This window comes from Maribacter arcticus, from assembly GCF_900167935.1.
GTDB lineage: Bacteria > Bacteroidota > Bacteroidia > Flavobacteriales > Flavobacteriaceae > Maribacter > Maribacter arcticus.
The window spans coordinates 254,049-269,991 of the sequence record NZ_FUYL01000002.1 but is presented as its reverse complement, the minus strand read 5'-3'; the positions used below and the strand labels follow the sequence as shown (position 1 = coordinate 269,991).

Genomic DNA, 15,943 nt, shown 5'->3' with positions numbered 1-15,943 from the left:
TTTTAAAATTATAGAGTAGTAAAATTTAGTTTTTAACTGCCTTTTCTATTTCGTTGGCTTTCTTTGCTGCTGCATCTGCTGCATCGTTAGCTGCCTTTTTTACATCGTCACCAGCTTTTTTAGCAGCGTCTATTGTGTTTTCGCCAGCTTCTTTTACTGATTCTGCAGCACCTTCACCTGCCTCTTCTAAATCTTTCCCAGCTTCTTTCAAATCTTCACCTGCCTCTTCTAATGCAGCGCCAGCTTCTTCAGTTGCAGATTTAGCTTTGTCAACAGTATCTCTACAAGAAAATGACATACTTAACGCTAAAATTGTTAATGATCCTAAAATTACTTTTTTCATCGTGTTATGTTAAAATGGTTATTGTTTGATGTTATTTACGGTTCAAGTCGAATTTTAGACGTTAAACTTGCTATTATTTAATACAATCAGTTAGTTAGGGGTATATCAGTGTCGTCAATTACCTCAAATTAAATCTAAATTTTATAATTTTGCTGCCTTAAAAATCCAGTACCATAAGCATTTCGTATGAAGTTCGCAGAATATAAAGGTTTGAATTTACCAAAGGTCGCAGAAGAGATACTTGACTACTGGTCAACGCATGCCATTTTTGAAAAAAGTATATCTACCCGCGAGGGTAAGGAAAGTTATGTGTTTTATGAAGGTCCGCCGTCAGCAAACGGTATGCCCGGCATACACCACGTAATGGCGCGTACGATAAAGGATATTTTTCCGAGGTACAAAACTATGAAAGGCTTTCAAGTTAAACGAAAAGCTGGTTGGGATACGCACGGATTGCCTATTGAGTTGGGAGTTGAAAAAGAGTTAGGTATTACCAAAGAGGATATTGGGGTTAAGATTTCGGTAGAAGAATATAATGCTGCTTGTAAAAAGGCAGTAATGAGATATACCGATGTTTGGAATTCTATGACTGAAAAAGTGGGTTACTGGGTAGATATGGAAGATCCATATATCACCTACAAATCCAAATACATGGAAACCGTTTGGTGGTTGCTAAAACAAATCTATTCTAAAGGACTAATATATAAAGGTTACACGATACAGCCTTATTCACCAAAAGCAGGAACAGGGCTAAGTTCTCATGAGCTGAACCAGCCCGGTACATATCAAGATGTGACAGATACTACGGTAACGGCACAGTTTAAAGCGGTAGAAGAAACATTGCCTGAGTTTTTACAGAACGAAGGAACCATATTCTTTTTGGCATGGACGACCACACCTTGGACATTGCCTTCAAATACAGCTTTGACGATAGGACCAAAAATAGATTATGTTTTGGTTGAGTCTTATAATCAATACACTTTTGAGCCAATGAATGTTGTTCTTGCCAAGAATTTGGTAGGAAAGCAATTCGCAGGAAAGTTTAAGCAAGTTTCTGAAAAGTCAGAATTATTAAATTATACTTCTGGTGATAAGAATATTCCTTTTTACGTTGTAAAAGAATTCAAAGGAAAAGACTTGCTAGGTATTCGATACGAGCAATTATTGGATTATGTGCTTCCGTATGAAAATGCGGAAAATGCCTTTAGAATAATTGCTGGTGATTTCGTAACTACTGAAGATGGTACAGGTATTGTGCATACGGCACCGACCTTTGGTGCTGATGATGCTTTTGTAGCCAAACAAGCTGTGCCAGAGATTCCACCAATGTTGGTATTGGACGAAAATGGAAATTTGGTTCCTCTTGTTGATTTACAAGGTAAATTTAGACCTGAGTTAAAAGAATTAGGCGGCAAGTATGTCAAGAATGAGTATTACGAAGATGGTAAGGCGCCAGAACGTTCTGTAGATGTTGAGATAGCAATACGTTTAAAAGAAGAGAATAAGGCGTTTAAGGTTGAAAAGTATGTGCATAGTTATCCTAACTGCTGGCGTACCGATAAACCTATTCTATACTACCCGTTAGATTCATGGTTTATAAAGGTGACCGATGTTAAGGATCGCATGTTTCAATTGAATCAAACCATAAATTGGAAACCAAAAGCTACCGGCGAAGGTAGATTTGGAAATTGGTTGGCAAATGCTAATGATTGGAATTTATCTCGATCAAGATACTGGGGAGTTCCTTTGCCTATTTGGCGAACAGAGGACGGTAAAGAAGAAATAATTATCGGGTCAGTTGCAGAGCTTAAATCAGAGATGACAAAAGCTGTAGCAGCGGGAGTTTTACAAAAAGATATATATGCAGATTTCATAGTGGACGATATGTCTGAAGAGAACTATGATAAAATAGATTTACATAAAAACATAGTGGATCAGATCACTTTGGTTTCTGCTTCTGGGAAACCAATGAAGCGTGAAAGTGATTTAATAGATGTGTGGTTCGATAGTGGCTCAATGCCATATGCACAATGGCATTATCCATTTGAGAACAAAGATTTAATAGACGAAGGAAAAACCTTTCCGGCAGATTTTATTGCCGAAGGCGTAGACCAAACACGTGGTTGGTTTTATACGCTGCATGCTATTGCAACTATGGTATTTGACTCGGTAGCCTATAAGAATGTAGTTTCAAACGGACTCGTTTTAGACAAGGAAGGTAAAAAGATGTCTAAACGATTGGGCAATGCGGTAGATCCTTTTGAGACTATGAACGAGCATGGAGCGGATGCTACTAGATGGTATATGATTAGTAACGCTAACCCTTGGGATAATTTAAAGTTTGATACCGAAGGTATCGCGGAAGTAAAAAGGAAGTTTTTTGGTACGCTTTACAATACCTATTCCTTTTTTAGTCTTTATGCCAATTTAGATAAGTTCACTTATGCAGAAGACGATATACCTATGTCTGACCGCACAGAGATAGATCGTTGGATATTATCTGAATTGAATTCTTTGATAAAAACTGTTGATACCGCATATGATGAGTACGAACCAACACGTGCAGCGAGAGCGATATCAGATTTTGTTCAAGAGAACTTAAGTAACTGGTATGTTCGTTTGTGTAGAAGACGCTTTTGGAAAGGGGAATATGCCCAGGATAAAATTGCGGCATATCAAACCTTGTATACATGTTTAGATGTTGTTGCTAAATTATCAGCGCCGATTGCTCCTTTTTTTATGGATCGTTTATATTTAGATTTAAATAGGGCAACAGTAAAGAAAGGTTTTGAAAGTGTACATTTGGCAGATTTTCCAGTTGCAGATGAATCTCTAATAGATAAAAGCTTAGAGGTGAAAATGCAGAAAGCGCAGATTATATCTTCTTTAGTGTTATCCATCCGTCAGAAAGAGAAGATAAAAGTACGTCAACCTTTACAGAAAATTATGATTCCTGTTTTAGATAATAAGGATAGGGAAGAAATTGAAGCGGTATCAGAATTAATAAAATCTGAAGTTAATGTTAAGGAAATTCAGCTGCTTGATGATGCTTCTGGTATTCTTGTGAAACGTATTAAGCCGAACTTCAAGACGTTAGGTCCAAAATTCGGTAAAGAAATGAAAGAGATTGCTCAGAAAGTAGGAGCTTTTACTCAGAATGATATCCAAAAAATTGAGCAGGATGGCGAATTATCAATACAATTAGGAAATAAAAGTATTAATTTACAGTTACAAGATGTAGAAATTACTTCTCAAGATATTGAGGGTTGGATGGTGGCAACATCTGGTAAGTTAACAGTTGCACTAGATGTTACTATTAATGAGGATTTGAGAAATGAAGGTATCGCAAGAGAATTGATAAATAGAATTCAAAATATCAGAAAAGATTCTGGTTTTGAAGTAACGGATAAAATTGATATTAAAATTTTAAAAGACGGGTTTGTTGAAGTTGCGGTTAAGGGTAATTTAGATTATATTAAAACAGAAACTTTAACGGCTTTATTAAGTTTTGAAGAAGAATTAAACGAAGGCATCGAAATTGCTTTTGACGAAGTGAACACTAAATTGTTTATTGAAAAACATTAAAAGATGGCAGAAGATTTAAAAGTAAGGTATTCTGACAAAGATTTGGCAGAATTTAAAGTATTGATCGAGGAGAAAATAGAAAAGGCTAAAAGTCATTTAGAACTTTTAAAAAGTGCCTATATGAACGATGGTAATAATGGTACGGATGATACTTCACCTACTTTTAAAGCTTTCGAAGAAGGATCTGAGACCATGAGTAAAGAGGCTAACACCCAATTGGCTATTAGGCAAGAGAAGTTTATTCGTGACCTTAAGAATGCAATGTTACGTATTGAAAACAAAACCTATGGTCTTTGTCGTGTTACGGGGAAACTAATTAATAAGGAACGGTTAAAACTGGTTCCTCATGCTACACTTAGCATTGAAGCTAAGAATATGCAATCATAATTAAAACGCCTTTAGGGGCGTTTTTTAATACGATAATGTTGAGAACTTGTGTTGTATGTTGTCTGTTATTGATTTCGTTTGGCCTAAAGGCACAAAAGAAATTGCAAAGAATGATCTTGGCACAAGATATTAGTTTGATTCAAGTGAATTCGGCTAATTGTTTTAAGATTGAAATGCATACCGGTCAAGGCAATGAGGTAGCTATAGAGGCTGAAATAGAAGGTGAATATAGTCAAGACTTAGACTTAAAGGTTGACGTAAACGGCTCTACAATTTTAATTGAAGCTGGTTTTGTGCCAAGTTTTGAAAACCCTAACGATAAATTAAGCGCTCATAAGGTAATCTCAATAATGTTGAAGCTTACTATTCCAAAAAATAAAAATGTAGAAATATATGGCACTAATTCAAGGGTAGTCATAGATGGTACATATAAAGAGGTAAATGTAGCTTTATCAGATGGTGTGTGTCAATTAAATGAAGTTTTGGGAAATGTCAGTGTAAGAACTCAGAGTGGTTCTATTGGTGTGTTGACAAAGTCTGCTCAGATAGAGGCGAATAGCAAGTATGGTAAAGTCTCGCTAAACCTAATTCCAAAAGGATTGCCTATTTATAAGCTACAAACAGTTACTGGAAATATAGAATTAATTAAAACCGAATAATATTTATATTTTTGCCCTCATTGATTTATGCCCATGAATATTAAAAAATCTGTACTATTTATTTTATTGATTCTAATTATTGATCAATTAAGTAAAATTTATATAAAGACCCATTTTGTGCTAGGTGAATCTGTTGAGGTATTTAGCTGGTTTAAGATTCTTTTTATTGAGAATGAAGGCGCAGCTTGGGGAGCCAAATTGAGTGATATTTTACCTATTTCTGATGATATAGGTAAATTGGTACTTACTATCTTCAGATTGTTTGCAATTTTCGGAATAGGGTATTGGCTTTTTGATGTAATTAAGAAAAAGGCTTCTACAACATTAATTTGGGCAGTTTCTTTGATTTTTGCTGGTGCTTTAGGTAATATTTTAGATTCCTTATTTTATGGTATCATTTTTAATGATAGCTATAACGGGGTTGCTGCTCTTTTTTCAGACGAACCTTATGGTAAATTGTTTTATGGCAAGGTGGTAGATATGTTATATTTCCCGATGGTAGATGCCACATGGCCAAGTTGGATGCCAGGAGTTGGTGGTCAAAATTTTAGATTTTTCGAGCCCGTGTTTAATATAGCGGATACGGCGATAAGTACAGGTGTTGGTATTTTATTGGTATTTAATAAAAAGGCCTTTCATAAAGAAGAAGACTCAACAGTTGTAGAGAATAATTCTTCTCAGAGTCAAAATAATTAAAAAGTATAGGTTTTAGCCGGAGTTACGCAATAATCTAACGGAATATCGGTAGGTGAAATGTCTTGGATTAAATCTTCTGGCTCAAAAAGAGATAAACCTATTTTTACTACACCGGCCTTACACTTACTTAAAAACCGGTCATAATATCCTTTGCCGTATCCAATTCTATTGCCAAATTTATCGAACGCTAATAGCGGTATAAAAACAACATCAAGTTTATTAGGAGGTACTGTAATACCATCAACGGGTTCTGGTATATTTAATGAATTAGTAATGAACTTCGTGTTATCGGTAAGTAAATAGTGTTCTAACTCTGTATTTGAAATTACTTTTGGTACAATAACATTCTTATCGTAGCCAAGAAGTATAGAAATAATACCTTCTGTGTCTATTTCAGTTTTTTTTTCAATAGGAAGAAATATGTGGAAATATTGATTTTCCCATATAGGTAACTGCAATATAGAATTTGCAATAGCAATACTTTGCTGGCCTAAAAGAGTGGGGGTAATTGAATTTCGTAACCTTGAATATTTTAAGCGTAAATCCTTCTTCAGCATAGTGAAGTAGTGTTAGCTCTAGTGTTTTTTAATTTATTCTTTACCTGCAACAGCAAAAAATACCTTAAAAAATAACATTAATATAAGATATGTTCCTAAAGTGATTATATAGCTTTCCATGATATTCTGGTATTATTAATAAACTAACTTGTGTTGTTATCGAGTTAAAAATAAGTAAAATAATTAATACATATCTATGAAAAGTACTTTTTTATCGTTTAACTGCACTAATTTTTGTAAAAATTAACATACTAGTAAATATCCAAACAGGAAATTTGATATAAACAATTGATAATCAAGTATTTATGATATTAGCTAAATTATCAACTTGGCAATGCGGTAAAATAAGGGTTCATATTTTTAAGATTTACCAGTTTTTAATTAAAATAATGCCATGTTCGCAATTTATTCGAAAACTACTTTTTACAGAATTTTGTTTGTTGATTATAGACATGTAGTGTAATTTAAACTGATTAATATAGACTAAATTAGTAGTGTCAAATTATGTCTGAAATCCCCTTAAATATACAATTAAGTTCATTGCCCACTAGCCCAGGGGTCTATCAATTCTATGATAGTAATGACGGTATTTTATACGTTGGCAAGGCTAAGAATTTAAAGAAAAGAGTTTCCTCTTATTTTAATAAAAACCATGAGTATGGTAAGACTCGGGTATTGGTAAAAAAAATAAGTTCTATCAAGCATATTGTTGTTCCAACAGAGTCAGATGCCTTATTGCTTGAGAATAATCTGATAAAAGAATTAAGGCCTCGGTATAATGTATTGCTAAAGGATGATAAATCATACCCTTGGCTTTGTTTAAAGAACGAGCGTTTCCCAAGATTTTTTCCTACTAGGAGAGTTATAAAAGATGGGTCAGAATATTACGGTCCGTATACTAGTATGAAAACGGTTCGAATTCTTTTAGATTTAATAAAGAGTGTTTACCCTTTGCGAACATGTAATTATGATTTGTCTGCAGAAAAAATAAATGCGGGTAAGTATAAAGTTTGCTTAGAATATCATTTAGGTAATTGTAAAGGCCCATGTGAGGGCCATCAAACTTTTGCTGAATATGACCGACAAATAGAAGACATACGTCAAATTGTTAAAGGAAATTTTAAGTCGTCAATTACCTACTTTAAAGGTCAAATGAAAATGTTGGCCGCCGAAATGAGATTTGAGGAGGCTCAAAAAATTAAGGATAAAATAGATGTACTGAAAAACTATCAGGTAAAGTCAACTATAGTGAATCCTAAGATTAGTAATGTTGATGTGTTCAGTATAATTTCAGACAATTCTTTCGCTTATATAAACTTTCTACAATTGGCCCATGGTTCAATTATTCGGTCGCATACGATGGAAATAAAAAAGAAACTTGAAGAGCAAGATGAAGATTTACTAGAGCTTGCTATTGTTGAAATTAGAGAGCGTTTTAAATCAGATTCTAAAGAATTATATGTTCCTTTTAAATTAGCTGTGTCTACAGGGTTGAAAGTTACTATACCGAAATTAGGAGATAAAAAGCGTATACTAGACTTGTCTGAACGTAATGCCAAATTCTTTAGGCAAGAGCGGTTTAATCAGATTAAGATAATTGATCCTGACCGTCATACGAATAGGATTATGGCTCAAATGAAGAAGGATATAAGGTTATCTGCAGAGCCTAGGCATATAGAATGTTTTGATAATAGTAATATACAAGGGAGTAATCCGGTGGCGGCATGTGTTGTTTTTAAAGATGGTAAGCCTTCTAAAAAAGAGTACAGACATTATAATATTAAAACGGTTACTGGGCCAGACGACTTTGCTTCAATGGAAGAAGTTGTTTATCGCAGATATAAGAGGTTACAAGAAGAAATGCAACCACTTCCTCAGCTTATCGTAATCGATGGCGGAAAAGGGCAATTGTCTTCTGCCTTAAAAAGCCTTGATATTTTAGGGCTAAGAGGGAAAATTGCTATTATAGGGATTGCGAAACGATTAGAGGAAATCTATTTTCCGGAAGATTCGATTCCTCTTTATTTAGATAAAAAGTCTGAAAGTTTAAAGATTATACAATTTTTAAGGAATGAAGCGCATAGGTTTGGCATAACCTTTCATAGAAATAAAAGAAGTAAAGGAGCTATTAATTCTGAGTTAGAGGGTATAGATGGGGTTGGTGAAAAAACAGCTCAACAGTTATTGAAAAAATTTAAATCTGTTAAACGCGTAAAAGAGGCTACTATAGAAAGCCTAAGCCAAGAAGTTGGAGCGTCAAAAGCCAAGAAGATATATGAGTCTTTTCGTAAAGAATAGTTTCAATTTAAATAGTATATTAATGGTAGTGACAGTTCTGTTGCTTAACTCTTTGTGTCTAATTGCGCAGACAGATTCTGATAAAAAAAGACCAAAGATAGGATTAGTTTTAAGCGGAGGTGGAGCAAAAGGAATGGCGCACATTGGCGCTTTAAAAGTAATTGAGGAGGCAGGAATAGAATTAGATTATATAGGAGGTTCAAGTATGGGCGCAATTGTTGGTGCTTTGTATGCTGCGGGTTATACGGCTACGGAGTTAGACTCCATGTTTAATGAAACCAATTTTGGAACGCTTATTCAAGATAATCTTCCAAGAAGTGCTAAAACATTTTATGAAAAAGAGGACGCTGAGCGGTATTCGTTGACCCTGCCTTTCAATAATTTTAAGGTTTCCGTTCCACCTGCCTACTCAGGTGGGCAAAATATTTATAATGAATTGGTTAGGCTTTTGTATCACGTAAAAGATATTGAAGACTTTGATAAATTACCTACTCCGTTTGTTTGTGTGGCCACAGATATAGAAACAGGTAAGCAGGTGGTTTTAGATTCGGGTTATTTGCCTGAAGCAATATTGGCCAGTGGTACATTGCCTTCACTCTTTGAGCCTTCAGTAATAAACGATAAGGTTTTAATAGATGGTGGCGTGGTCAATAACTATCCTATCGATGAGGTTCTGGCTATGGGTGCAGATATTATTATTGGTGTAGATGTGCAGCATGACCTATCCGATAGAGAAGCGCTTTTGTCTGCGACAGAAATCTTATTGCAAATTAATAATTATAGAACGGTGGCAGATATGAAAATAAAATCTGCAAAAACCGATGTCTATATAAAGCCACAAATAGAAAAATATTCTGTAATTGAATTCAATAAGTTAAATGCTATTATTCAAACAGGGGTAGATGCTGCAAATTTAAAAATAGATGAACTTAGAGCATTGGGAACAAAGACTAAGAAAGATAAAAACTATATGACTGCCGTCGATTCGGACCAACAGCTAACTATAAATAGATTGTTGATTGATGGCAACACAAGTCATACTAGAGGATATATAAAAGGGAAGCTAAGATTTAATTTAGATGAATCTATAAGCTTTAAGAAATTGCAGCAAGGCATTGGTAATTTGGCCGCCACAGGTAACTTTAAAACCATTAGATATAAATTATTAAATAATATAAATGATGGTGAAGATTTAATTTTACCCTTAGATGAAACACCCAATACCTCTTTTTTAAGATTAGGTGCTCATTTTGATGATTTATATAAAAGTGCTGCAATAATCAATCTTACCAAACGTAGAATATTATCTAAGGATGATGTAGCGTCTTTTGATTTGATTCTAGGGGATAATATTAGGTACAATTTTGAATATTATGTAGACAAAGGTTCGTATTGGAGTTTTGGTGTTAATTCTAGATTTAATGATTTTGAACAGGAGATAGATTTTGACCTTATAGGAGACAATTTTGATGTTACCCCAAGTTCTAGAATTAATACAATTAACCTTGCTGTATCTGATTTTACTAATCAGCTATATATTCAAACTGTTATAAAAGAGGAGTTTGCTTTTACTTTAGGTGCGGAATTTAAGTATTTGCAATACAGTACTAGAACATTTGGTGATATTCCCAATACTGACCTAACTATAAATACCACTACAGATAATGGGCGAACATATTTTGAAAAAAGTAATTATGTAAGTGCATATGGGGCGTTAAAGTTAGATACTTATGATGACAAGTATTTTCCATCGAGAGGCTTATATTTTAGTGGTGATATGCATTATTATGTTTTATCGTCAGATTTCAATAATAACTTTAAAGATTTTTCTATTTCCAAAGCTAGAATGGGTATGGCCTTTCCTTTAGTGAAAAATCTATCCTTAAATCTAGAAACCGAAGGCGGCTTTAAATTGGGAGTCTCTAATGTTACCACATATGATTTCGTTCTAGGCGGTTATGGCACTGATTTTATAAATAATTTCACCCCTTTCGTCGGTTATGATTTCCTAAGCCTGCCAGGTAATAGTTTTGTTAAAGCATATGCAAGATTAGATTTTGAGTTCGCGAAGAAAAATCATGTAATGTTCACTGCTAATTTTGCCAATGTAGATGATGATCTTTTTAGAACTGGAGATTGGTTCAAAGCACCAACATATTCTGGCTATGGGGTTGGGTATGGTTGGGAGTCATTTTTGGGTCCGGTTAATCTTATGTACTCTTGGTCACCAGAAACTGAGAGGTCACAGTTTTTCGTAAGTGTGGGCTATTGGTTCTAGACAGAAAACAGATTTGAAACTCATCAAAAAAATTTCTAACTCCCCTTTATTCTTAATAGTTTCCCAAATATTAATCTGAAGTGTGAATAACTGTTAAGGTTATCATTAAAGTAAGTTAAACCGTACGTTGGGTATTAAAATGTGTCTTAAATTTACACTAGCTAAGGGGTGGTTCCCTTACAACTTTAAGTAGTGGTTTTTCATAATTTAAAGTTTGGTTGGTTATTTAGGAAAAGCCCAGTTTTTAGACTGGGCTTTTTTTATGCAATACTTTGGAATAAAATTTGTTTAAGATAGTGTAACAGTAATAATTGAGAGCTCTCAATTATTACTTTTGCTTTAAATTAAAGGCTATGCGAAAATCTATCATACTAATCTTTCTTTTTTCTTTTTTTATTGCTCAAAGTCAAAATGAAAATTCTGCTTTTAGCGTTGGAGAGTGGTTGAAGTTTAGAATGCATTATGGGTTTTTAAACGCTAGCTATGCCACATTGCAAGTTAATTCAGCTACTATTAATGAGAAGCCAGTTTATCATGTTGTTGGGCATGGTGAAACAACTGGTGTCGCCAGTTGGTTTTTTAAGGTAGATGACACTTATGAAAGCTACTTTGATAAAAATGATGGAAAACCATATCGATTTGTTCGAAAAATTAATGAGGGCGGTTATACAAAAGACGTTGAAATAAACTTTGATTATAAGCAGTCGAAAGCTGAACTTAATGATAAAAAAAACAAGAAAAAGCTTAGTTTTACATTACAGGACAATATACAAGATTTAATATCTGCTTTTTACTTCTTAAGGAATAACTATAAAACGGAAGACCTTGAAGTGGGAAAGGCAATTACCCTGAAAATGCTTTATGACGATGATGGTATTTTTAACTTTAAACTTAAATATTTAGGTAAGGAAGTTGTCAACACAAAATACGGGAAAGTAGAATGTTTAAAATTTAGGCCTTTAGTTCAATCTGGTCGTGTATTTAAAGAACAAGAAAGTTTGTCGTTATGGGTTTCTAATGACGAAAATAGAATACCGATTAGAATTAAAGCAGATTTAGCGGTAGGGGCAATAAAAGCAGATATTGATGGGTATAACGGACTAAAGCATCAGTTTAAAATTATAATGGATTAGCCAATAGATGGAAGATAAAGAGAAGATTAAATCCCAAATATCTAAACTCGAAGAAAAATATAAGGATTCTGGGCAAGATCTTAGCTCTTATTTAGATGGCTTATTACACCAACGTTATTTAACGTATTGGGACTATATTCATTTAGATACCCTTTTAAGTTTACAAGTTCCTCGAACACATTTTCCCGATGAAGAAATCTTCATCATGTATCACCAAATTACCGAACTCTATTTTAAATTGATTCTACATGAGCAAAAGCAATTGGTAGATGATAAAAGTGGTAATCTTGATTTTTTTATTGAGAAATTAAGAAGAATAAATAGTTACTACACCGTGTTAATATCCTCCTTTAGTGTTATGATTAAAGGAATGGAGCGTGAGCAGTTTTTACAATATCGTATGGCTTTGCTTCCTGCAAGTGGCTTTCAATCTGCGCAGTTTAGAATGATTGAGATTTACGCAACACCTTTAGAAAATTTGGTTCATGTGTCAGAAAGAGATCAATACTCCTCAGAAAGTAAAATAGAAGAATTGTACGAGCATATTTACTGGAAAAAAGGAGCTACCGATATTAGCACCGGCGAAAAGACCCTTACCTTAAAACAATTTGAATATAGGTATACTCCTAGATTGATTAGAATAGCAAAGCAAGTAAAAAGCACAACTATCTATCATAAATACCTAAGTTTGCCCGGTGATTTAAAGAAAAATGAATCATTGGTTGAAGCGCTAAAAACCTTAGATATAAATGCTAATATCAATTGGCAATTAATGCATATGGGTTCTGCTCATAGATATTTAAGAAGAGAGTCTGGTGATATTGAAGCAACTGGGGGCACAAATTGGAAGGAATATTTGCCACCTAGTTTTCAAAAAATTGTATTCTTTCCAGAGTTATACTCAGATCAAGAATTAAATAATTGGGGTAAGCAATGGGTATACCATATGCTAAATCCAGATAAATCAAAAATGAAGTAATGCAGAAATATTGGGGCATAATATTGGCATTAACTGTTTTAGCGTCTTGTAAAGATGATGTAGAGCATAAAAATGACATTGCACAAGAAATTAGTGTGCCAAAAGCTGATGTTGTAAATGAGCAATTTGGCTTTAATCTAGATGAATTTAATGTTCAGCTAGATACTATTAAATATGGAGATAGCTTTGGGGAATTAATGATGCAAAACAAAGTTGCCTACCCAAAAATAGCAGCTATTTCAGAAAATTATAGAGACACGTTCGATGTTCGTAAAATTCGTGTAGGTAAACCATATGTCATTTTAAAATCTAAAGATACTATTGCACAGGCTCAAATATTCATTTATGAGAACGACCCTATAAATTATACGGTCATAGATATGAGAGATAGTGTAAAGGTGTATACAGATAAAAGAAAGGTGAAATATGTTCGACGAGAAGTATCGGGTATAATTGAAACCAGTTTATCAGAAGCAATCTTAGAACAGGGTATAGATTATAACGTAACTCATAATCTAGCGAATGTATATGCTTGGACAATTGATTTTTCAAGACTACAAAAGAAAGATAAGTTCAAGGTAATCTACAATGAAAAGTACATTAATGATTCAATCTATGCGGGAGCAGAACCAATAGAAGCTGCGTTTTTTGAGCATAATGGAAAGCCTATTTATGCATTTGCATATGAGAACGATTCGCTAAAAAGTATAGTAGATTATTTTGATGAAGACGCGAATAATTTAAGAAGAACATTTTTAAGAATGCCTGTTGAATATGGCAGACTATCTTCTAGATATAATCTTAAAAGGAGGATAAAACATTACGGTTTTAAAGTAAGACCACATAAAGGAACGGATTATGCTGCACCAATAGGTACGCCAATTATGGCAACCGCAGATGGCACGGTTATAGAATCAACTCGACGAGGTGGTAATGGTAAGTATGTTAAGATTAGGCATAATGGAACTTATGCAACACAATACTTGCACATGAAAGCTCAGAAGGTTAAAAAAGGTGAGTTTGTTCGTCAGGGTGATGTTATTGGTTGGATTGGGATGACCGGCAGTACAGCAGGGCCTCATGTTTGTTACCGTTTTTGGAAAAATGGGAAACAAGTAGATCCTTTAAGAGAAGAGCTGCCACAGGCAGAACCTTTGCATGAAACTTTAAGACCAGAATATTTCACTTATATATCCCCTTTAAAAGAACAGTTAGATTGTATTATATATCCTAAAGTTTTTTTAGAAGAGGAAGAAGATTTACTAACACTTAACCAGGAAGATGGCATTAAACAAAACTAATCCAACACAAACAGAAGTTTGGAAAAAGCTAACTACTCATTATAAAGAAACGAAAGATGCACATTTAAGAGATCTTTTTTCTTCGGATGCAAAAAGAGCGGAAAAGTTTACGTTGCAATGGAAAGATTTTCTTTTTGATTATTCTAAAAATAGAATATCCACAGAAACCATGCAGTTGTTACTTCAATTAACAAAAGAGGTAAATTTAAAGGGTGCTATTGAAGGCTATTATGATGGTGACATTATAAATGAAACAGAAGGTAGGGCAGTCTTGCATACGGCATTGCGGGCTAAAAAATCTGACAAAGTATTGGTAGATGGCGTCAATGTTATCCCAGAGGTTTATGAGGTTAAGCAGCATATTAAAAAGTTCACCAATAAAGTTATTAATGGTGAATTGAAAGGGTACACGGGTAAAACATTTACCGATGTAGTAAATATAGGTATTGGTGGTTCAGATTTAGGTCCGGCTATGGTAACAGAGGCTTTAAAGTTTTATAAAAATCATCTATCAATTCATTTTGTAAGTAATGTAGATGGTGATCATGTTCATGAAGTTCTAAAAACCTTAAATCCGGAAACAACCTTATTTGTTGTAGTATCGAAAACGTTTACAACGCAAGAAACTTTAAGTAATGCTACCACTATTAAGAAGTGGTTTTTAAAGCATGCGACTCAAGAAGATATTGCAAAGCATTTTGCAGCGGTGTCAACTAATAGTGAAAAAATTGCTGAATTTGGAATTGATGAGGCTAATGTATTTCCTATGTGGGATTGGGTTGGAGGTAGATTTTCATTATGGAGCGCTGTAGGACTAACCATTGCTTTGGCGGTCGGTTATGATAATTTTGATGCCTTATTACAAGGTGCGAATGAGGCTGATGTTCATTTCAAAGAAACAGAGTTTTCTGAGAATATCCCTGTTGTTATGGCATTGTTAAGTGTGTGGTATAATAATTTTTATGGTGCAGAGACTGAGGCAATAATTCCTTACGCACAATACTTAAGTAGATTTTCTGCCTATTTACAACAAGGTATAATGGAAAGTAATGGTAAAAGTGTAGATCGTACTGGTAAAGTTGTTGGTTATGAAACCGGCACCATTATATGGGGAGAGCCAGGTACGAATTCGCAACATGCTTTTTTTCAACTCATACATCAAGGTACTAAATTAATACCAACTGACTTTATTGGGTATAAGCACTCATTGCATGGTGATAAGGACCATCATAATAAATTGATGGCAAATTATTTTGCACAGACAGAAGCGCTAATGAATGGGAAAACTAAAGCAGAGGTGATTTCCGAATTAGAAGCTAAAAACGTAGCGCAAAAAGATATTGATAAACTTGCACCGTTTAAGGTCTTTGCTGGTAATAAGCCAACGAATACCATTCTTATTAATAAATTAACACCAAAAAGTTTAGGTTCATTAATTGCCTTTTATGAGCATAAAATCTTTGTACAAGGTGTAATTTGGAATATATTTAGCTACGATCAATGGGGGGTAGAGTTAGGTAAACAACTAGCAGGTACGATACTTAGTGATATTGAAAATTCAGATATTTCAGCACATGACAGCTCTACATTGAGACTTCTTCAATATTTTAAGAAATAATTTAGAATATTGATAAGACTCTTTAAAAAGAGTATAACTATTTCATTTACAGTTCTATTATATAATTTTTTCAAGTATTTTTGCAATGCTGATTTAACGTTATCTTAAC

General features: G+C 34.0%; 12 protein-coding genes. 10 read left to right on the top strand and 2 right to left on the bottom strand.

What is annotated here, in order from left to right:
* Positions 1–25: 25 nt before the first annotated feature.
* Entirely contained in the window at positions 26–343 is a 318-nt protein-coding gene (locus B5X55_RS03990) for a hypothetical protein (RefSeq protein ID WP_079511316.1), read from the bottom strand.
* A gap of 186 nt (positions 344–529) precedes the next feature.
* On the opposite strand from B5X55_RS03990, the gene ileS reads away from it, so the two are divergent.
* The 4 genes from ileS (at position 530) to B5X55_RS03970 (ending at position 5,670) form a co-directional block, all read left to right on the top strand.
* Positions 530–3,928 carry an isoleucine--tRNA ligase gene (ileS, locus tag B5X55_RS03985; protein ID WP_079511315.1) on the top strand — a complete coding sequence of 1,133 codons (3,399 nt, stop codon included), beginning with the start codon at positions 530–532 and terminating at the stop codon, positions 3,926–3,928.
* A gap of 3 nt (positions 3,929–3,931) precedes the next feature.
* Positions 3,932–4,315: a TraR/DksA family transcriptional regulator gene (locus B5X55_RS03980; protein WP_079511314.1), complete on the top strand. Its 384-nt coding sequence runs from the start codon at positions 3,932–3,934 to the stop codon at positions 4,313–4,315.
* A 101-nt stretch (positions 4,316–4,416) separates the two neighbouring features.
* Positions 4,417–4,974, top strand: coding sequence for a DUF4097 family beta strand repeat-containing protein (locus B5X55_RS03975; protein WP_143814396.1), 558 nt, complete (start codon positions 4,417–4,419; stop codon positions 4,972–4,974).
* A 33-nt stretch (positions 4,975–5,007) separates the two neighbouring features.
* Positions 5,008–5,670, top strand: a complete 663-nt coding sequence (locus B5X55_RS03970) for a lipoprotein signal peptidase (RefSeq protein ID WP_079511312.1) — start codon at positions 5,008–5,010, stop codon at positions 5,668–5,670.
* Here B5X55_RS03970 and B5X55_RS03965 read toward each other — a convergent pair.
* Positions 5,667–6,227: a 5-formyltetrahydrofolate cyclo-ligase gene (locus B5X55_RS03965; protein WP_079511311.1), complete on the bottom strand. Its 561-nt coding sequence runs from the start codon at positions 6,225–6,227 to the stop codon at positions 5,667–5,669. The two genes, B5X55_RS03970 and B5X55_RS03965, sit on opposite strands and share 4 nt — an antisense overlap.
* A 504-nt stretch (positions 6,228–6,731) precedes the next feature.
* Here B5X55_RS03965 and uvrC point away from each other — a divergent pair.
* From uvrC to pgi, 6 genes are all read left to right on the top strand, one after another.
* Positions 6,732–8,525, top strand: coding sequence for an excinuclease ABC subunit UvrC (uvrC, locus tag B5X55_RS03960; RefSeq protein ID WP_079511310.1), 1,794 nt, complete (start codon positions 6,732–6,734; stop codon positions 8,523–8,525).
* A gap of 22 nt (positions 8,526–8,547) precedes the next feature.
* Positions 8,548–10,803, top strand: a complete 2,256-nt coding sequence (locus B5X55_RS03955) for a patatin-like phospholipase family protein (RefSeq protein WP_234999660.1) — start codon at positions 8,548–8,550, stop codon at positions 10,801–10,803.
* A 353-nt stretch (positions 10,804–11,156) separates the two neighbouring features.
* Positions 11,157–11,936 (top strand): DUF3108 domain-containing protein, encoded by a 780-nt coding sequence (locus B5X55_RS03950; protein ID WP_079511308.1) that lies wholly within the window; start codon positions 11,157–11,159, stop codon positions 11,934–11,936.
* A 7-nt stretch (positions 11,937–11,943) separates the two neighbouring features.
* The gene (locus B5X55_RS03945; RefSeq protein ID WP_079511307.1) at positions 11,944–12,915 is read left to right on the top strand and encodes a tryptophan 2,3-dioxygenase family protein; all 972 of its coding nucleotides are present in this window, start codon (positions 11,944–11,946) and stop codon (positions 12,913–12,915) included.
* Complete coding sequence (locus tag B5X55_RS03940; RefSeq protein ID WP_079511306.1) at positions 12,915–14,216, top strand: peptidoglycan DD-metalloendopeptidase family protein; 1,302 nt, start codon at positions 12,915–12,917, stop codon at positions 14,214–14,216. Before B5X55_RS03945 ends, B5X55_RS03940 begins: the two co-directional genes overlap by 1 nt.
* Positions 14,197–15,834, top strand: coding sequence for a glucose-6-phosphate isomerase (gene pgi / locus B5X55_RS03935; protein WP_079511305.1), 1,638 nt, complete (start codon positions 14,197–14,199; stop codon positions 15,832–15,834). The genes B5X55_RS03940 and pgi overlap by 20 nt, the downstream gene beginning before the upstream one ends.
* Positions 15,835–15,943 lie beyond the last annotated feature (109 nt).